At 46.0% G+C, this 23,200-nt stretch carries 27 protein-coding genes; 6 read left to right on the top strand and 21 right to left on the bottom strand.

What is annotated here, in order from left to right; translation table 11 throughout:
• Positions 1-3: 3 nt before the first annotated feature.
• Entirely contained in the window at positions 4-942 is a 939-nt protein-coding gene (fabH, locus tag ACMX2I_RS15735; RefSeq protein WP_087993448.1) for a beta-ketoacyl-ACP synthase III, read from the bottom strand.
• Positions 943-1,105: 163 nt separating this feature from the next.
• On the opposite strand from fabH, the gene ACMX2I_RS15740 reads away from it, so the two are divergent.
• Positions 1,106-1,333 (top strand): hypothetical protein, encoded by a 228-nt coding sequence (locus ACMX2I_RS15740; RefSeq protein WP_333518213.1) that lies wholly within the window; start codon positions 1,106-1,108, stop codon positions 1,331-1,333.
• Positions 1,334-1,362: 29 nt separating this feature from the next.
• Here the strand turns inward: ACMX2I_RS15740 and comZ are convergent, their stop codons facing one another.
• From comZ to ACMX2I_RS15760, 4 genes are all read right to left on the bottom strand, one after another.
• Positions 1,363-1,554: a ComG operon transcriptional repressor ComZ gene (gene comZ / locus ACMX2I_RS15745; RefSeq protein WP_003224559.1), complete on the bottom strand. Its 192-nt coding sequence runs from the start codon at positions 1,552-1,554 to the stop codon at positions 1,363-1,365.
• A 14-nt stretch (positions 1,555-1,568) separates the two neighbouring features.
• On the bottom strand, positions 1,569-2,522 hold the full coding sequence (med, locus tag ACMX2I_RS15750) for a transcriptional regulator Med (protein ID WP_414957424.1): 954 nt from the start codon (positions 2,520-2,522) through the stop codon (positions 1,569-1,571).
• Between the two features lie 90 nt (positions 2,523-2,612).
• Positions 2,613-3,173: a hypothetical protein gene (locus ACMX2I_RS15755; RefSeq protein ID WP_414957425.1), complete on the bottom strand. Its 561-nt coding sequence runs from the start codon at positions 3,171-3,173 to the stop codon at positions 2,613-2,615.
• Positions 3,174-3,253: 80 nt separating this feature from the next.
• A complete protein-coding gene (locus ACMX2I_RS15760; RefSeq protein ID WP_414957426.1) occupies positions 3,254-3,988 on the bottom strand; it encodes a hypothetical protein in 735 nt (244 codons plus the stop codon).
• A 247-nt stretch (positions 3,989-4,235) separates the two neighbouring features.
• Here ACMX2I_RS15760 and ACMX2I_RS15765 point away from each other — a divergent pair, with 247 nt between their 5' ends.
• Entirely contained in the window at positions 4,236-4,421 is a 186-nt protein-coding gene (locus ACMX2I_RS15765; protein ID WP_087993454.1) for a YjzD family protein, read from the top strand.
• 46 nt (positions 4,422-4,467) lie between these two features.
• Here ACMX2I_RS15765 and ACMX2I_RS15770 read toward each other — a convergent pair whose 3' ends face one another.
• From ACMX2I_RS15770 to ACMX2I_RS15830, 13 genes are all read right to left on the bottom strand, one after another.
• Positions 4,468-4,647 (bottom strand): YjzC family protein, encoded by a 180-nt coding sequence (locus tag ACMX2I_RS15770; protein ID WP_148964275.1) that lies wholly within the window; start codon positions 4,645-4,647, stop codon positions 4,468-4,470.
• Between the two features lie 80 nt (positions 4,648-4,727).
• The gene (argF, locus tag ACMX2I_RS15775) at positions 4,728-5,687 is read right to left on the bottom strand and encodes an ornithine carbamoyltransferase (protein WP_414957427.1); all 960 of its coding nucleotides are present in this window, start codon (positions 5,685-5,687) and stop codon (positions 4,728-4,730) included.
• Positions 5,675-8,767 (bottom strand): carbamoyl phosphate synthase large subunit, encoded by a 3,093-nt coding sequence (locus tag ACMX2I_RS15780; protein WP_414957428.1) that lies wholly within the window; start codon positions 8,765-8,767, stop codon positions 5,675-5,677. Before ACMX2I_RS15780 ends, argF begins: the two co-directional genes overlap by 13 nt.
• Positions 8,760-9,821 (bottom strand): carbamoyl phosphate synthase small subunit, encoded by a 1,062-nt coding sequence (locus ACMX2I_RS15785; RefSeq protein ID WP_087993458.1) that lies wholly within the window; start codon positions 9,819-9,821, stop codon positions 8,760-8,762. Before ACMX2I_RS15785 ends, ACMX2I_RS15780 begins: the two co-directional genes overlap by 8 nt.
• Before the next feature lie 70 nt (positions 9,822-9,891).
• Positions 9,892-11,049 carry an acetylornithine transaminase gene (locus tag ACMX2I_RS15790; RefSeq protein ID WP_414957429.1) on the bottom strand — a complete coding sequence of 386 codons (1,158 nt, stop codon included), beginning with the start codon at positions 11,047-11,049 and terminating at the stop codon, positions 9,892-9,894.
• Positions 11,046-11,822 (bottom strand): acetylglutamate kinase, encoded by a 777-nt coding sequence (gene argB, locus ACMX2I_RS15795; RefSeq protein ID WP_414957430.1) that lies wholly within the window; start codon positions 11,820-11,822, stop codon positions 11,046-11,048. Before argB ends, ACMX2I_RS15790 begins: the two co-directional genes overlap by 4 nt.
• 14 nt (positions 11,823-11,836) lie before the next feature.
• Positions 11,837-13,057: a bifunctional ornithine acetyltransferase/N-acetylglutamate synthase gene (argJ, locus tag ACMX2I_RS15800; RefSeq protein ID WP_414957431.1), complete on the bottom strand. Its 1,221-nt coding sequence runs from the start codon at positions 13,055-13,057 to the stop codon at positions 11,837-11,839.
• Positions 13,058-13,076: 19 nt separating this feature from the next.
• Positions 13,077-14,114 (bottom strand): N-acetyl-gamma-glutamyl-phosphate reductase, encoded by a 1,038-nt coding sequence (gene argC / locus ACMX2I_RS15805; protein WP_087993462.1) that lies wholly within the window; start codon positions 14,112-14,114, stop codon positions 13,077-13,079.
• 202 nt (positions 14,115-14,316) lie between these two features.
• A complete protein-coding gene (locus tag ACMX2I_RS15810; RefSeq protein ID WP_207194306.1) occupies positions 14,317-14,856 on the bottom strand; it encodes an MFS transporter in 540 nt (179 codons plus the stop codon).
• On the bottom strand, positions 14,856-16,286 hold the full coding sequence (locus ACMX2I_RS15815) for an FAD-binding oxidoreductase (RefSeq protein ID WP_414957432.1): 1,431 nt from the start codon (positions 16,284-16,286) through the stop codon (positions 14,856-14,858). Before ACMX2I_RS15815 ends, ACMX2I_RS15810 begins: the two co-directional genes overlap by 1 nt.
• Before the next feature lie 62 nt (positions 16,287-16,348).
• On the bottom strand, positions 16,349-16,519 hold the full coding sequence (locus ACMX2I_RS15820; protein ID WP_087993463.1) for a YqaE/Pmp3 family membrane protein: 171 nt from the start codon (positions 16,517-16,519) through the stop codon (positions 16,349-16,351).
• Positions 16,520-16,582: 63 nt separating this feature from the next.
• The gene (locus ACMX2I_RS15825; RefSeq protein WP_148964266.1) at positions 16,583-16,891 is read right to left on the bottom strand and encodes a metal-sulfur cluster assembly factor; all 309 of its coding nucleotides are present in this window, start codon (positions 16,889-16,891) and stop codon (positions 16,583-16,585) included.
• Between the two features lie 64 nt (positions 16,892-16,955).
• Positions 16,956-17,723 carry a prolyl oligopeptidase family serine peptidase gene (locus ACMX2I_RS15830; RefSeq protein ID WP_414957433.1) on the bottom strand — a complete coding sequence of 256 codons (768 nt, stop codon included), beginning with the start codon at positions 17,721-17,723 and terminating at the stop codon, positions 16,956-16,958.
• Positions 17,724-17,843: 120 nt separating this feature from the next.
• Here ACMX2I_RS15830 and yitU point away from each other — a divergent pair, with 120 nt between their 5' ends.
• From yitU to ACMX2I_RS15845, 3 genes are all read left to right on the top strand, one after another.
• Positions 17,844-18,656, top strand: coding sequence for a 5-amino-6-(5-phospho-D-ribitylamino)uracil phosphatase YitU (gene yitU, locus ACMX2I_RS15835; RefSeq protein WP_414957434.1), 813 nt, complete (start codon positions 17,844-17,846; stop codon positions 18,654-18,656).
• 105 nt (positions 18,657-18,761) lie between these two features.
• Entirely contained in the window at positions 18,762-18,914 is a 153-nt protein-coding gene (locus ACMX2I_RS15840; RefSeq protein ID WP_176365310.1) for a hypothetical protein, read from the top strand.
• Positions 18,915-19,112 (top strand): DUF3813 domain-containing protein, encoded by a 198-nt coding sequence (locus tag ACMX2I_RS15845; protein ID WP_087993467.1) that lies wholly within the window; start codon positions 18,915-18,917, stop codon positions 19,110-19,112.
• 30 nt (positions 19,113-19,142) lie between these two features.
• On the opposite strand, the gene ACMX2I_RS15850 is transcribed toward ACMX2I_RS15845, so the two are convergent.
• Together ACMX2I_RS15850 and ACMX2I_RS15855 are read right to left on the bottom strand one after the other, a co-directional pair.
• The gene (locus ACMX2I_RS15850) at positions 19,143-19,598 is read right to left on the bottom strand and encodes a BsuPI-related putative proteinase inhibitor (protein ID WP_414957435.1); all 456 of its coding nucleotides are present in this window, start codon (positions 19,596-19,598) and stop codon (positions 19,143-19,145) included.
• Positions 19,599-19,616: 18 nt separating this feature from the next.
• Positions 19,617-20,459 (bottom strand): YitT family protein, encoded by an 843-nt coding sequence (locus ACMX2I_RS15855; protein WP_087993468.1) that lies wholly within the window; start codon positions 20,457-20,459, stop codon positions 19,617-19,619.
• A gap of 137 nt (positions 20,460-20,596) precedes the next feature.
• Between ACMX2I_RS15855 and ACMX2I_RS15860 the strand changes: the two genes are divergently transcribed.
• Positions 20,597-21,448: a DegV family protein gene (locus ACMX2I_RS15860; RefSeq protein ID WP_414957436.1), complete on the top strand. Its 852-nt coding sequence runs from the start codon at positions 20,597-20,599 to the stop codon at positions 21,446-21,448.
• Between the two features lie 47 nt (positions 21,449-21,495).
• Here the strand turns inward: ACMX2I_RS15860 and ACMX2I_RS15865 are convergent, their stop codons facing one another.
• A complete protein-coding gene (locus ACMX2I_RS15865) occupies positions 21,496-23,112 on the bottom strand; it encodes a M4 family metallopeptidase (RefSeq protein WP_414957437.1) in 1,617 nt (538 codons plus the stop codon).
• Positions 23,113-23,200 lie beyond the last annotated feature (88 nt).

Below are 23,200 nucleotides of genomic sequence, written 5' to 3' on the forward strand. Positions count from 1 at the left end.
TTTTTAGCGGCCCCAGCGAATTGCAATGGCGCCCCATGTTAATCCTCCGCCGAACCCTACCATGACGACCACATCGCCGTCTTTGATTTTACCGGCTTCCAATTCTTCTACAAGAGAGATCGGAATGGATGCGGCAGAAGTATTTCCATATTTATGAACGGTTTTAGACATCTTTTCGACAGGAAGCTCTAAACGCTCGCGAGCGGCTTCCATAATGCGGATGTTCGCCTGATGCGGAATCAAAAAGTCGACGTCCTCTTTTGAGAGTCCGGCTTTTTCAATGACATTTACGCATGATTCTCCCATTTGGCGGACTGCAAATTTGAAAACTTCTCGTCCATGCATGATTGTATGTCCTTTTTCATTCAGATACAAGTGCTGACCGCCTGTGCCGTCTGCTCCTAGTTCAAATGAAAGAATTCCTCTGTCATCACTGACTGGTCCGACTACCGCAGCGCCTGCTCCGTCTCCAAACAGAACTGCTGTATTTCGGTCTTCCCAGTCTGTAATGCTTGAGAGCTTTTCTACACCGACAACAAGAACATGCTTATAGGTTCCGGATTCAATAAATTGTTTACCGGTTATTACCCCGTACATGAAGCCCGCACAAGCCGCGCTGATATCCATAGCGCACGCTTTCTTCGCGCCTAGTTCTTCTTGAATCATACAAGAGACCGTAGGGAATGACTGATCAGGTGTAACAGTTGCCACCAGGATCATATCCAGATCCTCTGCCGCGACTTCAGCTTGTTCCAGCGCCTTTTTCGCTGCTGCAACAGCCATATGTGATGAATATACATCATCTGCGGCAATTCTTCTTTCTTCTATTCCTGTTCTGGTACGAATCCACTCATCAGAAGTTTCAACCATTTTTTCAAGATCATGATTTGTTAAAACCTTCTCAGGAATGTAACGACCAACACCAAGTATTCCAGCTTTCATAAGGGAAGACTCCTTTATATTGTAAATTTAGAAGATCAATCAGTTGTGATCAATTATTAGTATCAGGTACTAATTCTATCCTATTTTTTTTCACATGGCAATATATTCGTCTAAACTATCAGTTCATCTTATTCATAGAGTATTGTATATAGAAAGGAGGCGTATGCAGTTGGATGTGTTTTCAAAGATGATGTTCGGCGATTCCGCAAAACAAACAGCAGAGAAGGAAGAACAGCAAGAGGAGGTTTCCCAGACAAACGAAGAAGAGACGATTCATTACATGCATATTATGGACCAAATCGGTTCAATTATGAACTCTGTTGATCAAATCAAGCCCGCTTTAAAGGAGCTTGCGCCTATGATTTCCGCTATTAAAAAGAAAATCATGTGAAAAGCCACTTTCAAAAAAGTGGCTTCTTCTTATTCGGTTTCAGATTTTGCGTCGGACTTGCCAAGCTCATAAGCTTCAGCCATTACCGTGGTAAAAAGATTCATAAACGGCTGTATGGCCTCCATTGACAGCTCAATGCCTGATTTTTCAAGCTGTTCTTTCGCTTCAGGAAGATATTTCATGGCAATTTGCAAGAACTCCAGTGATTTTTCATGCTGCATATGACGTCACTCCATTACTCGTTTTTTGGCAGTTCGCCTGTTTTGTTGTACGTTTTGATCAGCTTGGCGATTGTATGCTGAAAGTCTTTATCGACTAGCGGGCTGAATGTTCCCATTTCAACAACTCCGGTTTTCAGGTCGTAGTAATGATCGCCGCCTTCAAGGGAGCCTTTGTTGAATTGCTCAGCTATGATTTCATAGGCCTTGTCCACATTTTGCACCGTGCTGGTTAATACGGTATTCTCACCCAGTTCTGATTGATCTGTGACGTAGCCGATGGCATAGAGGCCGTCTTTTTTGATTTGCTGAATGACAGGAACATTATACCCGTCTCCAGCGGGATACACAACATCCGCGCCTTCGTTCTTCATTTTTTGATAAAGCTTTACTGCCGTCGTATCATCATCCCAATGAGCCGTATATTTCGTGTTTACTTCTATATCCGGATTTTCATATTTGGCCCCTTTGATAAAACCGTCAACCTCTGGCTGCCACGTAAAGGAAGCAATGACGCCGACCTGATTTGTTTTCGACATATGGGCAGCTGTCATTCCTCCAAAAAAGCCCATTGCTTCGCCGCTGAAATGGACACTCGTCACATTATCGCCTTTCGCTTTCGCATTTGAAATGACGAATTCCATATCCGGATAATCTTCGCTGACCAAGTTAAACACTTCTGCATATTCACTCCCGTGGCCATAGAGAAGATTGACGCCCCGCTTATGAAAATCCTCAATCGCATTTATGATATCTTCATCTGTTTTTACGCCTTCTTTATAGTAGACGTCCACATTGTATTTTGATTGTATATTCAGTAATCCTTTATACCCTTTTGTGCCCCATACGAGATCGTTAATCGTATCAGGAAAGAGCATGCCGACCTTCTCAATTTTTCCTTTAAACGGAGTTTGTCCACATCCGCTTAATAAAAGGAGGACAGAAAAGATCATGACAAGCCTTGTGATCAAGTCATGTTCAACTCCTTTTGACAAGCTATAACATGTATCATTTTTATACGTTTATTGTATCTAGAAAACTCGAAACATGGAAGGTTTTTCTTAATATTTGTCGAAAATTGATGAAAATTGTCTTTTCCACTCGATTATTTTTGTTTTCGCTTCTTCTTTTGAGGTTTTTTCTGTGACTTGCAAATCGAAAATCTGATCTTTGCTTTTTTCGCGGCTTGGTTCAAGCAGGAACCTCAGCAGCTCCTCAGCCACATCGTCTGTGTAACAGCCGTCTTCCTCGGTTTCTTCTTTCCACGGCCCATACATTTTCGGCAGGATCACCGCTTTTTCTGAGCCTGCCTTTTCACGTTTTTCCCATTCTTTTCGGTCTTGTTCATATACTAATATATAGGGGGAGTCAAATTGGTCTAAAGGCAAAAAGCCGCCGAACTGGATACAAATTGTATCATATTTTTGATCTCCAATGCGTTCAAGCTGGCGAAAGAGTCCATTTCTCCCAAGCCACAAGAGTCTTTCTTCTAAGTACATTTGTCTCATTTCATCTTCTGTTTCCGCCAGAATAACGTCAACATGTATGCCTTCATCCATCATTCGCTCGCATAATGAAAGGCCGAAAAATTCGTCCGCACCTACAATCAGCGTTGATTCCATTGCATCTGCCGCCTTTCCGGTTTTTCATTTCCAAAGCAAAACAGCCTCCGCAAAAGAGAAGGCTGTTGTTATTGTATTCTCTATAGCTCTTTTTCATGACTGTGAAAGAATTTGCAGATTGATGCATAAATTCTGCTTGGATGCTCAAATAAGTAAAATGTCATGTCGACTGGTGAACCTCGCTTTTGCTGTTGTTCCTTGAATGCTTCCGCATGTACGCTGTATGGATAGGGCGCTCCGGTCATTCGCTGCCATATATGAACCGGCACGCCGCTCGGATAGCTTTCAATTGTTTTGTAACGGAACGCTTCCGCTTCTTTTTCAGTTATTCCGCAGCTTTCCGATACCTCTTTCAAAAATTGCTTATAGAAAAATTTATTTTCTTTCTCTGATTCATAATGAGCCTGAAGATCGAGACAAGGATTCAACATTGCGGCTGAACGGATATGATCCGGGGAAAAACGAAGCAGTTCATCGGCCACGAGAGCACCCATTCCTTCTGCTAAAATATGAATCTTCGGATTGAGTATTTCCTGCTTCAGAACGGAATGTATCAGCTGTTTGGCATAGGCGACCGCTTTTTTCGCTCCCCAATGCCTTCCGTAGAGATTGCTGTTAAAAAGAGTGTATCCTTCATTCCTCAGCATGTTCAGAAGCTGATTTCTGCCGTAATGCTGCAGCCAAAAGCTTGAATCATTCCCGACAAAGTGGGTTCTGTCCCCCAAGATAAAGATGCCAAAGCCGTTTGGGCGATAGGGCAGATGAATCACATTCTGCTCCGTTCCCAATTGAAAGTACCTTTCCGTTATTCCCATCGCTTGCCCGCCTCCTTTCACACTTCATCTCACGCTATCTTATGTAAAAAGAAAAGAAACGAATAAGGTAAAGTCCTAGCCTTTATGAGTTTTGGCTATTATACCATTCGATGTTTTTTGTTTTATTTAAAGTGTATCGAATCAGACTCTTTTGTCACCTCATTTTTCTTCTAAAATTGGATTCCCCCTTCGCTTTTTGTATGGTATGATAGCTTTTAGAATAGAATGAGAAGGACGAGGTGGAAACGTGCGATATATTATTGCCTTTATTTGGACGTTCCTTTTATCACATATGGCATGCTACTTGGTTGCCAGCATGAACAGCGTTGCGTATCAATTCAAAACATCATCTGTCATTGCTGTAGTACTGTATGTCTTGATCATGGTTTTAGCAGAAATCATGCCTATGAACAAAAATGCAAGCCAGCATTAAAACGCCAAAAACCCAAAACATTTCATTGTTTTGGGTTTTTTCTTGATCACGGCTTTCTTTTGTATGTCCACAGCCGGTTGTGATTTGATGTCTCAGGAAACATATCCCCTGCTGACAAATGGATCTTTTGCGGGTTTTTAACCATACTACCTGTCTCGCCGATTTCAACGTAGATGCCATTGTTGGGCGCTTTCTGTCCCGGACGAAATTGATGCTGCTGTCCCACTGTTTTTCCTCCTTTTCCTTTTTGCTGTAGTATGCGCCTATTCGCCTGTCAATATGTTTCCATCAAAAAAACTGCTGAGCTCAGCAGTTTTTCGATGATTCCCCTCTGTATAAAATGGCCTTCAGCAGTGCTTTTTGCACGTGAAGACGGTTTTCCGCCTGCTGAAATACCGCCGAATTCGGCCCGTCAATAATCTCCGCTGTCACTTCCTCTTCACGGTGCGCAGGGAGGCAATGTAAAAAAGTATAATCAGGCTTGGCATGGCTGACAAGCGCCGCATTTACCTGATAAGGCGCAAATACAGCGAGACGCTCTTGTTCTTCCGCTTCCTGCCCCATACTTGTAAACACATCAGAATAAATGACGTCCGCGTCTTTTACAGCTTCAAGCGGATCAGCTGTAAGCATGATAGTAGCGCCCGATTGACGTGCAGATGTTTTTGCCGCTTCAACTGCTTCATCTAATACTTCGTATCCCTTAGGCGAAGCGATCGAGACATCACAGCCCATTTTCGCGCAGCCGATCATTAATGAGTGCGCCACGTTATTTCCGTCACCGATGTACGCGACTTTCACGCCTTTAAGCTTCCCCTTCATTTCCTTAATCGTCAAGAGATCCGCCAGCGCCTGGCATGGATGGTATTTATCAGTAAGTCCGTTGATGACCGGAATGTCAGCTTCTTTGGCAAGCTCCTCCACTTTCTCATGCTCAAAGGTCCGGATCATAATGGCATCGACATAGCCTGACAGCACTTTTGCCGTATCAGCGACGGTTTCACCGCGCCCCAGCTGCAGATCTTTCTGGCTTAAGAAGAGAGCGCTCCCGCCCAGCTGCGCCATGCCTGCTTCAAATGAAACACGGGTCCGCGTTGATGATTTTTCAAAAATCATTGCCAAGGTTTTGCCTTGGAAAATTGGCTGAATTTTGTTTTGTTTCAGTTCACCGGCTTCTGCGAGCAAGGCGTTTATATCCTGTTCACTAAGATCCTGTAACGTTAATAAATCTTTTCCGTATAAACTGGTTTCCGTCACTGTGTGCATGATGCCACTTCCTTTTTATAGAGATCTTTGAGAGATACAGGCTGCGGATGGCCTGAACCGCTCTGTAAAAACGCCCGCACGGTTTCTTCTTCTGTAAAGACGGTGATGCCGTGCGTCATGGCTTCTAAACGTTCTTTGCGCGCTTCTTCAGATCCGCTCAAATTGATGTGGATCGCTTTTCCTTCCAGCTCCATCCATGAGGCAAATGTCCCTTGATGTACCGTAAAACCGGCGTTTTCCGCTAATTCCTTGATATCGTCCGGCCCGTTTTGGAAATAAATGCTTCCTTTTTGATTCCAGACACGTGTATAGATTTTTTTCAAGGCGCTGTCGGCATCGTACGCAACACACATGCCTTCTCCCGTTGATTTCATTTCCGGCCCAAGCTTGACATCTACATCTTGAATCGCATGTGATGAAAAGACCGGGAACTTTACAGCAACGCCGTGGTGATTTTGAACTGCCGGGTTTACATCTTTTAAAGACGCCCCCGCCAGCAGCCGTGTGGCGAGCGGAATCATCGGAACGCCCATTACTTTGCTGACGACAGGAACCGTTCGGCTCGCTCTCGGATTCACTTCAAGGACGAGAATGTTTCCACTGTCGATCACAAATTGAATGTTCATGATGCCTTTAAATGAAAGCTTTCGGGCAATTTTTTGCGCGGCATCTTTTATGTCTTGCTGAAGCCCGTTTGTGATGGACGGTCCAGGAAGGATGGCAAAGCTGTCTCCCGAATGGACCCCTGCCCGTTCAATATGCTCGGTATATGTCGGGATAAAAACCTCTTCACCGTCGGAAATCAAATCAATTTCGACTTCCTTTCCTGACACATACTGATCAATTAAAATCGGGTACGGCATGCTGTCCTCTCCGTTCAGCAGCTGAGAAAGCTGAGCTTGCGAGTCAACAATGATCATGCCCATTCCGCCGATGACATAAGACGGACGGATTAACACCGGATAGCCGATCTCATCAGCTTTTTCAGCCGCCTCTTTCTTTGTATAAGCGATTTCTCCCTTTGCGTGCTTCAAGCCAAGCTCATCAAGAAGCTGATAAAATTGATCCCGATCCTCTAACACGTCGAGCGTTTCAAACGAGGTTCCGAGAAGGGTAATGCCGGCTTTTTCGAGCGCTTCAGCAGCATTGATCGCGGTTTGGCCGCCGAATTGCACGATTGCAAAATCGATGTTTTCCTGCTCCGCCACGTTTAAAATGTGCTCTGTTGTCATCGGTTCAAAATACAGGCGGTCCGCAATTTCATAATCTGTGCTGACCGTTTCCGGGTTGTTGTTCATCATGATGGTTTCGAAGCCAAGCTCTTGCAGTGTCAGCACGCCGTGAACGGCACTGTAATCGAATTCAACTCCTTGGCCGATGCGAATCGGTCCCGATCCGATAATCAGCGCGCGTTTTTTCTCTTTTCGGCTGATGTCACCATCGGTCTCTCCGAAATATGTCGAGTAAAAGTAGTTTGTTTTCGCATCAAATTCAGCCGCGCATGTATCGACAATTTTGAAGGAAGGTGTAATGCCCATCTCCTTGCGAAGCGAGCGCACCTCTTCTTCTTTTTTTCTGATCAGCGAGGCAATCGTTGCGTCTGAAAATCCCTTTTCCTTTGCTTTTTTCAATAAGTCAACAGAGAGATCGCTTCCCGCCTCCATCAAGCGGTTTTCCAGTTTGATGATGTTGTCAAAGGTATGCAGGAAAAACGGATCAATCTTTGTTTTCGCATGAATGTCTTCAATCGTCACGCTGCGGCTCAACAGCTCCATGACAACGAAAAATCTGCGGTCGTCCGGAGTGACTGCCAAATCCCATAGCGCTTCAATCGACAAGCCGCTGAGCTCCGGAAGATGCGTACCGCTGTTTTTCAGTTCAAGGGACGCTGCTGCTTTTTGTATCGCCGCTTCTAAATTCCGTTCAATCGCCATCACTTCACCGGTGGCTTTCATTTTTGTGCCAAGCTTGCGGTCTGCGTTTTTGAATTTATCAAACGGCCAGCGCGGAAATTTGACGATCACATAGTCAAGCGCCGGTTCAAAGCTTGCGTAAGTTGAACCTGTGAGCGGGTTTTTCAGCTCATCAAGGGTATATCCGACCGCCAGTTTCGCAGCCATCTTGGCAATCGGATAACCGGTTGCTTTAGACGCGAGAGCCGATGACCGGCTTACACGCGGATTGACTTCAATGACGTAATATTGCTTGCTGAATGGATCAAGCGCGAATTGAATGTTGCAGCCGCCTACGACATCAAGCGCTGAGATGATTGTCAGACTAGCCGTCCGCAGCATTTGATAGTCTTCATCCGTCAATGTTTGTGACGGCGCCACAACGATGGAGTCACCTGTATGCACACCGACCGGATCGATGTTTTCCATATTACACACGGTAATGCATGTGTTATTGCGGTCACGCATGACTTCATATTCGATTTCTTTAAATCCGGCTATGCTTTTTTCTACAAGGCATTGATTGATCGGGCTTGCTAACAGCGCCTGTTTAATCATGGCTGTAAAGGCTTCTTTATTAGGGGCGATGCCTCCGCCCTTTCCGCCTAATGTGTAAGCAGGTCTGATAATGACAGGAAAACCGATGGATTCCGCAAAACGGAGGGCGTCCGCCTCGTTATCTACAATTTCACTATCCGGCACGGGCTGGTTCAATTCGTTCATTAACGAACGGAATTTTTCCCGGTCTTCACCTTTTTGTATGGTTTCAACGGATGTGCCGAGCAGTTTGACGCCGTGATCTTTTAAAACACCCGTTTCTTCAAGCTCCACCGCTAAATTCAACGCGGTCTGCCCGCCTAAATTGGCAAGAAGCCCATCAGGCTGTTCTTTCTTAATGATATTTGTCAGGCTTTCTGCTGTCAGCGGCTCAAAATAAATGTCATCAGCGAAGGCTTCATCGGTCATAATGGTCGCCGGATTATTGTTGACGAGGATCACCCGATAGCCTTCCTCCTTCAGCGCGATGCACCCTTGAGTGCCTGAATAATCAAATTCCGCTGCCTGCCCAATGATGATCGGGCCAGAGCCGATTACTAATATGCTTGAAATACTGGTGTTTTTAGGCATGCGCGATTTCTCTCCTTGCTGGTATCACATTCTTTAGATAATCATCAAAAATCCATTCGCTTTCCGCCGGTCCGGGATGGGCTTCCGGGTGGAATTGCACACTCATGACAGGCCATTTTTTATGGGAGAGCCCTTCAACTGACGTATCATTAACGTGATGAAACCTGATCGTGAGCTCTGCTTCATTAATAGACTGTTCATCAACCACATAGCTGTGGTTTTGGCTAGTCATGAAGACACGTTTCGTTTCACGGTCGATGACCGGATGGTTTGCGCCCCTGTGTCCGAACGGAAGCTTAAATGTATTCCCTCCGAACGCGAGCGCGATCAGCTGATGTCCGAGACAGATGCCGAGCGTCGGATAACGGCTGACGATGCTTTTGATTTTTCCTAAATAAGGCTGAATGGCTTTCGGGTCTCCGGGTCCGTTCGATAACACAATGCCGTCCGGCTTTATATCGTATACAGCTTCCATTTGCTGATACGGCACAACGGTGACCTTGCAGCCCCGTTTCACGAGTGATGACGCGATGGACTTTTTATAGCCGAAATCAATGAGGGCGATATGTTTATGGCCGTCGCCGAATGTGCTGATTTCCTGCGCGGATGCCTGCTCTGCCACGTTTTCTGGCTGAAGGGCGATCTCAGCGGCTTCTATAGAGCCTGTAACAGTCGCACCCATCGTTCCGTTTGCGCGGATTTTTTTCACGACAGCCCTTGTATCAACATGGGTCAACAGCGGAATGTTCCATTTTTGTAAATACTCCTTGAGGCTGTATACGGCTTCATGATGAGAAAAATGATCACACGCCTCGTAGACAACCGCGGCTTTCACTTGCGGTTTCTTGCTTTCAAAATCCTTTTCATTAATGCCGTAGTTGCCAATCAGCGGGTAGGTAAATACGATAATCTGTCCTTTATATGATGGATCTGTAAGCACTTCCTGGTAGCCTGTCATTCCTGTAAAAAAAACAGCTTCTCCCGTGCAGCTTCCATGACCATCCAGCTCGCCGCTGAACGCTGTTCCATCTTCTAACACTAAATAACCTTCCATCTAACAGCCCACCTCTTGATGAATAATTAATTATAAAAATGAATTTTTATACCTTGATGTCGAAAAAAAATTACTGGTTTACAGCGGAATAATGAGCGATCGCCTGTTTCAGCTTACTGACGGCTTCTGCTATTTCATCCTTTGTCACGGTGAGCGGCGGCAGCAGCCGAATGACGTTCGGGCCGGCCGGCAATACAAGCAAGCCTAATGTCTGCAATTCAGTAATGATGTCGGCAACCGGTCCATCACATTCAATTCCAAGCATTAATCCTTTACCGCGGATTTGTTTGACAAAAGGATTCTTTAGCTCAGCCTCGAGCTGTTCTTTTAAAAATGCCCCTTTGTCAGCAGCCTTTTGCAGAAAGTCAGGCTGGAATATAGTTTGCAGTGTGGCATTCACAGCAGCCATCGCCAGCATATTTCCTCCGAAAGTCGTTCCGTGAGAACCTGGGGTAAACGCTTCTCCCAGCTGTTTTTTGCCGATGACAGCACCGACTGGAAAGCCGTTTCCCAATCCTTTTGCGACTGTGATGATATCAGGTGAGAGCCCAAAGTGCTCGTAGGCGAAGCCCTTTCCTGTCCGTCCGATGCCGGTCTGGATTTCATCAACGATTAAAAGAGCTTCCTTTTCCTTGCAAAACGACTGTACGGCTGTTAAAAATTCAGCGCTTGCCGGATTGACTCCGCCTTCTCCCTGCACTGTCTCAAGCATCACAGCGGCAATGCCGTCTTCCTCGCCAAGAGCCTCAAAAGCGGACGGATCGTTGTACGGAAGGTAGTAAAAGCCTTCCAGCATCGGGCCGAAGCCTGTTTTGATTTTATCCTGTCCGGTCGCGGCCATCCCTGCGTACGTGCGGCCATGGAACGACTGAAGAAAAGTGATGATTTTTGTTTTTCCAGTTGCTTTTCGGGCGAGCTTTATCGCGCCTTCATTCGCTTCCGCGCCGCTGTTGCAGAAAAAAACGAGGTCTCCCGCACTGTGCGCCGCCAACTTTTGTGCCGCTTGCTCCTGGAGACTGTTTTGAAACAGGTTGGATACGTGCCATACGCTGTCGAGCTGTTTTTTGACTGCTGCCGTGACCGCTTCATGGCAGTGGCCTAGATTAGACACCGCAATCCCCTGAATGAAATCGAGGTAGGTCTTGCCGTTTTGATCCTCAACGTACGTTCCCTTTGCTTTTTTGATGTCAATATCCCAGCGTCCGTAGGTTTGAAACAAGCTGCTCATGAAACAGCCTCCTTTGCTTTGACGATTTTTGTTCCTTGAAAGGTTTGTTCTGTGAAGAATGATCCTTTTCCGTTTACGATCATGACTTCAGACACCTGATCTGATAAAGCCGCCAAGGCTGAATTGACCTTCGGAATCATCCCCCCTGTGATCACTTCCTGTTTGATCAGCATTTGAATCTGCTCAGGGGTCAGGACGTCGAGACGCTGCTTTTCTTTCAAGATTCCATCGACATCTGTGACGAACATCAGTTTATCGGCTTCAAGCGCTCCGGCGACTGCTGAAGCAGCCAGATCGGCATTCACATTCAGCGTCTTGCAGTCACTCGTCATAGACAGCGGCGCGATAACAGGAATGATGCCCTTTTCCATCAGCGCGTTCACCATGGATACGTCGACCTTTTTGATTTCTCCGACTTCCCCGTATGTTTCCGGATCGAGATAATCCGCCTCCAGAAGACCGCCGTCCTTACCGGAGATGCCCGCGGCACGCAGTCCGTGTTTGGCAAGCTCGGCAACGAAAAATTTATTCACCGAGCCGGATAAAACCATCTCAGCCACTTCCAGCACCGGCTTCGTTGTTTTGCGCTGTCCTCCTGAAAACTCTGTTTTAATATTTAACCGTTTCAGCATATTTGTGATTTCCGGGCCGCCGCCGTGAACGATCGCCGGTTTCCATCCTGACGCCATCAGTTCTTTCAGGTTATGAAAAAATTCCTCCGACAGCTCACGGATGACACTTCCCCCGCATTTAAAAACGATTGTTTTCTTCATCATGCTCCCCTTTATTATGTGCGATAGCTCGCGTTAATTTTGATATAGTCATAGGTCAGGTCACAGCCCCACGCTCTTCCGTTCCCGTCACCTTCATCCATCTTGATGATAATGGTGATTTCATCTCCTTCAAGATATTCCTTGGCGAGAGATTCAGAGAATGCCTGAGGTTCATTATGCTTAAACAGGCATTGGCCCCCGAGATAAACCTCTACTTCTTCCGCCGTCACCTGAGCTGTGCTGTGCCCGATGGCACCGATGATGCGCCCCCAGTTGGCATCTGTTCCGTAGACTGCCGTTTTCACGAGATTTGAACCGACTATTTTTTTCGCAATCACGTTCGCGTCAAGATTATTTTTCGCTCCCCGCACTTGGGCTTCGATTAGTTTTGTCGCGCCTTCTCCGTCTCTCGCAATCTCTTTAGCCAAATCCTCGCAAGTTAGCAAGAGCGCTTTTTTAAAGACCGGCCAGTCTGGGTGATCTTCCGTCAGGCACTCATTTTCGGCGCAGCCGTTTGCCATGACCAATACCATGTCGTTCGTGGATGTTTCACCATCAACTGTGATTTGGTTAAATGAAACATCAGTGATGTCGCGAAGCGCCTTTTGCAGCGCTTTTTCTTCAATTGCCGCGTCTGTCGTCACAAATCCCAGCATCGTGGCCATGTTCGGATGAATCATTCCCGAGCCTTTAGCCGCTCCGCCGATCGTGACTGTTTTGCCGCCGATTGTCAGCTCATAGCACGTCTGCTTGATCACCGTATCGGTTGTTAAGATCGCTTCCTCAAAATCTCCCGATCCCGCGGGTGTTTGTGTCAGCAGTTTGATGCCTGCCTGAATTTTTTCCATGTCTAAATACTCGCCGATGACGCCCGTTGATGAAACGGCGACAAACTCCGGCTCAATACCCAGCTGTGCAGCAAGACTCTCCCGCATTGTGTATGCGTCCTTTATTCCCTGTTCTCCCGTGCAGGCATTGGCAATGGCGCTGTTAACGATGACGGCTTTCAATGCTGGCCCATGCTTTAAGCTGTCTTGTGTGACTTTGATCGGAGCGGCCTGAAAGTGGCTTTGGGTATAAACCGCCGCACTTACGGCCGGTGTCTCGCTGATAATGGCGCCAAGGTCTTTTTTCGAGTAGCGCAGCCCGCAATGCACGCCCTTTGCCTGAAATCCTTTTGGCGAGGATACATCACCTGTTACTTTTATAATTTGCTCTTCACTTAACTGAATCATGGTTCGATTCTCTCCCGTTCTATGGATAAATTGGCGTCATGGTGAGCCCGGTTTCTTCATTCCAGCCATTCATCAAATTAAAGTTTTGCACAGCCTGACCGGCGGCACCCTTCATTAAATTATCGATTACCGAGACGATCGTGACTCTGTTCGTTCTCTCGTCCAGGGTAACGGCGATATCACAGAAATTACTGCCGCACACTTCCTTCGTTTGCGGATACTGCCCTTTTGGCCTTATTCTCACAAAATATGAATCTTGGTAAAATTCCGAATATAAATGATGCAGGTCATCTGCTGATAGGCCAGAGGTTAATTGCGTATACATCGTTGCCATGATGCCCCTTGTCATCGGAACCAAGTGAGACGAAAATGTAATAGGCCCCAGCCCTGGCTGCCATTCTTGCAGCGCCTGTTCAATTTCCGGCGTGTGCTGATGTTCATTGACTTTATAAATTTTAAAATTGTCGTTCAGCTCAGAAAAATGAGTTCCCATGGATGCTTTTCTTCCCGCTCCGGAAACACCGGTCTTCGCGTCAACGATAACGAAAGATTCATTGAGCAGTTTCTGTTGAGCCAATGGTGCGAGGCCAAGCAAAACAGCAGTTGGAAAACAGCCCGGATTGGCGATGAGCTTTGCCTGTTGAATTTGCTTTTGATTCAGTTCTGCCAGGCCGTAAACCGCCTCATGAATCACTTCCATCGGTGCCGATTTCCGTTTATACCATCTTTCATATTCAGCGGGCTCTTGTATCCTCAGATCACCTGACAGATCAATCACCGGAATTCCCGCATCTGCCAGCTGCGGAGTCAATTCACTCGATACCCCGGGCGGTGCAGCAAGAAACATGATATCTATTTCGTGTTTGATCGTATTCATTTCAATCGGCTTCAGCTTCTGTTCGGCTAAGCCGGTAAGATGAGGATAAACCTCGCTATAGACATTCCCTTCACCGCTGGATGAATAAAGTATACATTCCTCTGCATGAGGATGATGCGAGAGAATCCGGACAAGTTCGGTGCCTCCATAGCCTGTAGCGCCTACAATTCCTATTTTCAAAACAAGTTCACCTTCTTGGTCTTTGTGAAATTATTTAACATTATAACATGAATAAAAATTAATTCAATCGTATATTTAATATTTTTATTCATTTGTACATTTTCTGTTCAATGAAAAATCCGCTCAAAAAAAGTAACGTTGTTGCACCAGAAAACGTTGATCTGCCGCTTTTTTAACTGAATAAAAAAACAGGCTGACGCGCTCAGCCTGTTTTCATCATCATCAATCCGCTTAAAAAATACAGAATAGAGCTTGCATAAAAAATCATTTGCACCGTAAAAAAATCGGCGAGAAAGCCGCCGAGCATAATGGCTGCTGCTGAAAAGACAGCTGTCCAAAAATGGTAATTCCCAATCTTTTTTCCCCGCTCTCCGCTGTCTGTAAAATCGGCGATCAGCACTTTTTCTCCGTGCTTTTGCATCGCACCAAAGAGCCCTAACAGCACTTGGACGATATACATTTGAACAACGCTTCCGATATGCGGGACATACAAAAGCAGCACGGCCATACCCCAAGAGTTTGCAAGCAGAAAATAACGGTTGTCGAGCCTCTCAGACAGCCGTCCGAGGAGCGGATAAATGAGCGCTCCGCTCAGCCCGAATAATCCGTAGGAAAAACCGAACTGCGTGTAGCTTGAGCCGATATTTTTCACAAACAAAATATAAAACGGAAAGATTAAGCTGCTTGCGAAAAACACGCTGCTTTGTGATAATGTCAACCATTTTAATTTGTTTTTCCCCATTATTTATACCTCTGATAAAAATAATTCATAAAGCGCTCATCCGGGTCATACGTTCGTTTTTTCTGAAAAAACGCTTCGCATTTCGGATACGCCTGCCTCATTTGCGCTTTTGTCTGGTACGTCATATACGGCAAATAATAGCTGCCGCCGTGCTTGATGGCAACATCTGTCATGCGCCTGATGATCCGGGCAGTGTCTGCCTGGGCTTCTTTTGAAAATCCCTCGTTTATTAAAAGCACGAGCGAAAACATATCATCCTTCGCATAGGAAAGGTCGGCTTTTTCATTTTTCTGCACGTAGCGGATGGTAATGTTCACAAGGTTCAAATCTTCGTCCGACAGCGTTTGTCTCAGGTCGTCAATATAGGACGCATACTCCTTCACCGGCACAAAGTATTCTTGCAGAACATCTGTGTTGTCATTGTTTTCATATTCGAGAAATCTTGATTCGGACCGCATGACGTTATTGCGTGAGATCTTTGTGCCGTTTTGGCTCTGGAAATAGGATTCCTGCGTGTTCCACAGCCAATTTCTGCCCCATTCATACCGTCTCGACAAGCCGAGTGCAAACTTTGTGATCCCGGTATACTCATCTTCTTTAAGATCGCTGTATGATGACAGCCGATCCTGATCATCTGCCAATTCATAATTCGTGACATACATGTCGTCCAGAAAACCTTTTTTCGCTGTTGAAATTCGCGCCAGATGCATTCGGACATCCGGATTTCCTTTTACGTGCTTTGTAAAATAGTCTGCGTATCCGCTGTAATTCATTTTTTCAGTCTGCATGACATACAGCTCATCATCCGTCAGCTCAAGCGTTACATCAAGAATCACGCCAAAAAGACCGTACCCTCCGATGACTGCTGTAAACAAATCATCTTTTGGAGTAATGGTGACGATCGTTCCGTCCGCTTTTAAAAGCCGAAATGATTTTACAGTATCAATCAGCGAGCCGTAGCGGATATCACGTCCGTGGGCATTGGCGCTGAGAGATCCTCCAATGGAGAAAATATTTTGTGACTGCATGACTTTTACCGCGAGTCCGTATGGATTCACGTATTTCTGGATGTCATTCCACGTCGCGCCGCTTTGGACTCTGATGGTTTTCTTCTCTTGATCGAACGACAAGATTTTATTGTAGCCTGTCATGTCGAGAACGATGCCGTCCTCATAATATGTATGGCCGCCCATGGAATGCTGGGCTCCGGCGATTGAGATCTTTATGTTTTTTCGATTTGCTTCTTTGATCGTGTCAATGAGCGTTTCCTCTTCCTGCCCTTTTACTGTCTGCTTAATTTTCACCGGCATCAGTCGGCTGACATCCGTCATCTCGCTTGTGTCTGTTTTTTGATCTGAGTGCACAGAGTACGCAAACAGGGCCGCATACGCGCCTGTACAAAGCGCGAATGCAAGCAATTTCTTTTTCATGGCGCTCTCCCTGCTGTTTTTTTATGACCATTATACCATGTCTGCGCCCTCATTTTTTCAGGCTATCTCCTTGCCCGTTTTTCGGCGCGGCGGTCGGCAACGATAAAACAGGCGTGAATCGCGCCCGGCAGCCAAAAGATACAGGTCAATATGAGATTCAGCAATGCCTGAACCGGTTTTCCCGAAAACAAAACTGCGAGCGGCGGGCATAGGACAGCCAGCAGATACATCATTTCCTTCACTCCTTTCAGCTGCAAAAAAGGACAGCCTCATATGTCAGGCTGCCCTCTTTTGTTTTATTGAATGCCAAGCGCGATTTTCGCGTATCTGGACATTTTATCTCTTGTCCAAGGCGGATTCCACACAATGTGAACCTCCGTCTCTTTCACTTCGGGAATGTCCGCTAACGCTTTTTTCACTTCATCCACGATAACCGGCGCTAAAGGGCACCCCATTGATGTCAATGTCATTGTAACGTGTGTTAAACCGTCGTCATCCATATCAACATCATATACCAAACCAAGGTTCACGATATCAACGCCAAGCTCAGGATCGACAACCTGCTCCAGGGCGCCCATGATGTTTTCTTTTAATGCTTCTTCCACGTTCCCTCACTCCTTTTTTTCTACAGTATAACGTAAATCCTGCCCTTGTTAACACCTTTGTGCTTTATAAGTGTGTCTCAAACCATTCAATCGTTTTTAACACAGCTGTTCGCGGGACTTTATGGTCGGCGTGTTCATCTCCGATAAATTGAAGGCGTTCCGGCTGCTCGCTGTAATCGGACTTGATCGTGTCATAAAATTTCCGGGTCGGCGCGTAAGGCACGACTTTATCTTTTCCGCCGTGCCAAAATAATAGCGGGCGCTGGCGCAGTTTCTCCGGCTGAAGGCTGAGATCCCGCAACTCGAGACGCTTCATCAGCTCCTCTACCTTTTCTTCCGGCACGTCGATATCGATGCCCTGAGATTGAATATGGTCAATCTGCTGCTGAAACAACTCCACGTAATTCGGGCTTCCCATCAGGCTGACGCCGGCTTTTATCCAATCATAAGCAGTCAGTGCGCCAAGCGTTGTGATGCCGCCCATTGACGTGCCTGCGAGGCCGATGCGGCCGCCGTCTATCAGGCCCTCTTTTTCAAAATGGGTTTTGAGTGCGCCGATCTCTTCAATCTCGTTGAGGACGATGTCCCAAAAATGGACGGCCAGTTCTTCAACAGCCATTTGCTCTCCCCGTTGGCCATGGTGCAGAGCCTCCGGCAGAACGGCTCTGAAGCCCTTCTCCGCAAGCAGATAAGCAATATGAAGGTTATGTTCCTTCGCGCTCGTAAAACCATGTATAAAGATCACGAGAGGAACAGCGCGGTGCCTGTTCTCTTCCTTTACAATATGTAAAAACGGAATACCGGAAACGGTTTGATTTTCAATTTGAATCACAGTGTGCCCCTCCTTAGGATAACCATAATCATAAGTGTAACATGTAGACAATAAAGATGGTAAAAAGCTACACTGTAATTAAGGCAAAACAAGCAAACTCTAAGGTTAAAGGAGCTTTTCATGGAGACAAAACCCTATTTAATCGCATTAGATTTAGATGGAACGTTATTAAAGGATGATAAAACCATATCAGAAAACACCCTTCGGACGATACAGCACCTAAAAGATGACGGGCATTATGTCTGCATCTCAACAGGACGTCCGTACCGTTCAAGTTCCATGTACTACCAGCAGATGGAGCTGACAACGCCGATTGTCAATTTTAACGGAGCGTTCGTCCATCATCCGCAGGACGACAGCTGGGGACGGTACCATACCTCGCTGCCGCTTGATGTTGTGAAACAGCTGGTGGATATCAGCGAGAACTACAACGTACATAATGTGCTCGCTGAAGTCATTGACGACGTGTACTTTCATTACCATGATGAGCACTTGATTGATGCTTTTAACATGAATACAACAAACGTGACGGTCGGAGACTTGCGGGAAAATCTCGGCGAGGATGTCACATCCGTGCTCATTCACGCAAAAGAAGAAGATGTGCCGGCCATACGCTCCTATTTATCCAATGTGCACGCCGAGGTGATCGACCATAGAAGATGGGCCGCGCCGTGGCATGTCATAGAAATTATTAAAAGCGGCATGAATAAAGCGGTCGGCCTGAAGAAAATCAGCGATTATTACGGCGTGCCGCAGGAGCGGATCATTGCTTTCGGGGATGAGGATAACGATTTGGAAATGCTTGAATTCGCCGGCTGCGGCGTTGCGATGGGAAATGGAATTGATGCGGTCAAGCAGGTTGCCAACCGAACAACCGTTACAAATGAAGAAGACGGCGTGGCAAGATTTTTGAAAGAATATTTTTCACTTTAAAGGCCGGCCCGTATTAATATTTTCCCATTCATAAACATGACTTCGCCCCACCATACTATTGAAGACGACTCATCTCGTCAAAGTATGGAAGGGGGCAGTCTCAAAATGGGTAAACGAAGCAAATCCAGAAGGTTTATTCACCAGGGTAAAGACTCCGTCGGGCTACACGCCGCAAAATTTCCATATCGGTCTACTTTAGAAGAAGCTCACCAGCATGCCGCGGCACGAGACTCGGCGGAAAGGCAGTATGAATATTAAATGAGAAATGAACTGTTTCAGCAGGCAAAATCATTCGTTCAACAGGCTGTCATGGTGACAAACGGCTTTGAGGAAGGCGATCAGGATCAAGCGATTCTGAGAGCCAAAAATGCTGTGTCTTCTGCGTATGCCAACTCGACAGATGCAGAACGTCGCCAGCTCCATCAATTTCAGGATCAGCTGGAGAAACTTCAGTAAAAAAAGGCTATGGCGATTTGCCATAGCCTCTTATTTCACTTCAAACTGCTGAACAGCCTGAACCTGTTTGAGATTTTCCGCTCTGCCTTTAAATGTCACCTTCACCTCGTAGGTTCCCGGCTCAGGGACTTCCTTCCACACATCAGAAAAATCATAGTTTTCTCCAGGTTCAAGTGTCAGATTTTGAAAAGCTTGCGTAAACATTTTGTCTTTCGAATAACGGTATCTTTCTTTGTGCTCAGAATCATACACGACAAGTTCAAATTTTTGTCCTGTGCTGAATTGAAACTCGATAGCACGTTCACTTTGGTTCTTCAGCGACATGTTAAACTTGATTTGTTCAGGCTCCTGAATTGCGTCAACAGATAAAACAACCTCTTGATTCTCCATTCCGCCTGATACCTCCTTATCGGGTTCTGTCTGCTCATCTTTCCCGCAGCCTATTAAAAGCAGCACGGGCAAGAGCAGCACAAGCAGCCGTTTCACGACTTCCACCTGCTTTCGTCAGTCTTTTCTAAAGAAACCAAAAATCCCAGTCGTTTGAACAATGTTTGTAAATGCTTTCGGATCGACTTCTTTGACAATCTTCTCTAAATCGTACAGTTCATACCTTGTGATGACAATAATCATCATCTCTTTCTGTTCGTTCGTAAAGGCTCCTTTAGCCGGAACAGTGGTGATGCCGCGCACCATTTTTCCATAAATGGCTTCTTTGATTTCGTCCGCTTTTTTCGTCACGATCATCGCCGTGAGCTTCATGTGGCGGGTGTGAATGGCGTCGATCACCCTCGTTGTCACATACAGTGTAACCAGAGTATATAATGCTTTCTCCCAACCTTGCAATAATCCTGCCGTCAAGATGATAATCCCATTGAGAATGAAGAAATACGTGCCGATGGGTTTATCCTTCCACTTTGCAAGCACCATGGCAACGATATCGAGCCCGCCTGTGGAAGCACCGTATTTTAACGTTAAGCCGATACCGACCGCGGAAATGACGCCGCCGAACACCGCGTTCAGCAAAATGTCATGTGACAGGCTTGTTTCCGGCAGGATTCCCATAAACAATGTAGTCAGCCCGACACTTAAAATACTGTACACCGTAAACGATTTGCCGACCTTCATCCATCCTAAAATACCGACCGGAATGTTTAAGAGGAACAAGAGCGTTCCCGTCGATATATAAAAGGGGGCATATTCAACAATGACGCTTGATAAAAGCTGGGCGACTCCCGTAAATCCGCTGGCATATACGTCTGCCGGGATCAAAAATAAGTTCAGCCCGGCCGCATTGAGTAAAGCGCCGATGATGACGACAAGTAATTTTTTTGTTTGATCTAGTACCATGGCTTGTTCCTCCGCTCTTTCTTCTTTATTATGTTTTCCCTTAAAACAAATATTTGAACACGATTTTGGTAAATTAATATGATATAGTTGGCTTAACTCTTATGATAACGAGCGATAACAGAAAGAAGGGAAGCAATATGACAGTTCATCTCATCGCTGACAGCGCCGCCGATCTGCCCCGTTCTTACTTTGAAGAAAACGGCATTGGCTTTATTCCGCTAAGGGTTTCTCTCGGCGATAAAGAATTCGAAGATGCAGTCACGATTGATGCGGATCAAATATTTGAAGCGATGCAAAAAGGAGAAACGCCTAAGACGTCCCAAGCCTCACCGCAAACGATTAAAAATGTATTTTTGCAATATGCCAAAACAGGTGATCCCGCTCTTTACATTGCCTTTTCCTCAGGCCTTTCCGGCACATATCAGACAGCTGTGATGATGGCCAATGAAGTGAAAGAGGAATTTCCCGATTTCGATTTGCGGGTCATTGATTCTAAATGCGCTTCATTAGGATACGGTCTGGCCGTCCGGCATGCCGCCGATCTCTGTATCAACGGGAATACAATACAAGAAATTGAAACGTCTGTAAAGAACTTTTGCGAACAGATTGATCACATATTTACCGTGGATGATCTCACCTATCTTGCACGAGGCGGCCGCATCTCCAAAACATCCGCTTTTGTCGGAGGTCTGCTCAATATTAAACCGCTGCTTCAAATGGAGGACGGCAAGCTGGTGCCTCTGGAAAAAATCCGCGGACAGAAGAAACTTTTTAAACGGATCATCGAACTCATGAAAGAGCGCGGTGATGATTGGAGCAATCAAACCGTCGGGATCAGCTATGCCGCGGATGAAGAAAAAGCCATTGGCATGAAACACTTGATAGAGGATGAGTTCAAGCCGAAGAAGATCATCATGCATTCGATCGGTTCTGCGGTTGGCTCACACGCCGGCCCCGGCACATTGGCGATATTCTTTTTAAGAAAATAAGCAAACAAAAACAGTCAGACTCAAATGTCCTGACTGTTTTTGTTTGCTCATTGAATTCCGACAGCTTTATACGCTTTTTCGACTGAGGCTGATTGCTTCGAGCCTTCACCGTATAAATCATTGGCCGCTTCGATTGCCGCTTGCTTCATCATACTGAAATCTGTAGACGGTGTTACATAATATGTTAAAGCCCGATAGTAAATTTGTTCACATGCTTCACGCCCAATCCCTTCAACCTGTACATCGTGGTGCGCGCCTCCTTGTGCCAGAAGGTAAGCTGCTTTATTGTGGATGGACGAATTGATATGGACTCCGCCATAATCCTCTGTTCCTGTGTAACGGTTCGAGTAATGATCGGGATTTCCCTGCTTGGATGGGTCCTCTAGTGATCGTAATGAATCTCCCGCCATATCCGGGGTATAAACATCCTCGCCGATTTCCCAATCATCACGGTCTGCCATCGCTCCCATAATGTCGGAAATGGACTCGTTTAATGCACCGGGTTCTCCTTGATATAAAAGACCGGCGGAATACTGCGTGACTGCGTGTGTAATTTCATGTGCGACAATGTCGAGTGCTCCGGACAGCGGCTTAAATGTTGAGCCGTCTCCATCACCGTATACCATCTGCACACCGTTCCACGCCGCATTGTTCCACTGTTTGCCGACATGCACGGTAGACGTAATCCTTGCTCCGTTTTGATCAAAAGAATCTCGGCCAAATGTCTGGCTGTAATAGTCGTAAACGGCTTGCGCATTTGCATGCGCATCCACAGCCGCCGGTTCTTTAAATACAGACGTGCCGCTGACTATTTCTTTGCCCGTATACCCGATCAATTGAGACAAAAGCGTAAACAAGGTTTCATTCAGGTTCTCCGCATCAAACGTATTGATCCCTTTTCCCCTTGTTTCGTCCGCCAAATAATAGCGCCCATTCTGTTCTGTGACTTCAAAGCTTTTTTCATCACCTGAGACGCCGATTCCTGTACCTGCCGCTTCATGAATGGCGTTAAAAGACTCAATGACCTTTCCGCTTTGGGCATTGATGAAATAATGCCAATAGCCAGGCTCAGGTTCAGATGTCGAGATTCTCACAAGGTAGGCAAGATCATATGCCCCGTCGTGCGGATAGATATATAATTCGCCTTTCGGTTCCCCATCAATATATTCGATTTTCCCTAAGGAAGCCTCGAGCTCACGCCGCGCTGTACGTATTGCTTTTTCTTCAGAAATAGACGGTGTGACGGATACGTCTTTTATTTGCGGATGCACCTTTCCAAAGAAACTTTTCACCTGTTTGTTTTCCTTCATTGCGACCGCTTGTTCAAAGCCGTAAATCGGAATTCCTTTGTAAACTTCCGTTAATTTAAAAAACGTTTGTTTTGTCTTTGGATCCTTTATTGTTTTCGAAATGCGAAAATGGCTGTTCGCATTCCCTTTGAGCTTAAAATGCGTTTGATGCTTGTTAAGATAGGAAAATAGTGATTCTTTTTGGGTTGTGTTTTGTGCTTGCTTCGGTGATGATTTTTCGATGATGTATGAAGGGGTTTGATACGTATTGTCATATTTGATGCTTTGATCAGCTGAGGCCTGTGTTACAAAAACCATTTGGGCCGCCGTGCATAAGACGGCCAGCAATAGAGACGTCTTGGCTAGGTTGCGCAAAACACCACATCCTTCCTGTTTTGGAATCTATCATTTTTCTTCATCCTATCAAAAAAACAAAAACTTGTATGTGGTGCATCGTTCTTAT

It is taken from the genome of Bacillus sp. SW14, from assembly GCF_047608225.1.
Taxonomy (GTDB): Bacteria; Bacillota; Bacilli; order Bacillales; family Bacillaceae; genus Bacillus; species Bacillus subtilis_G.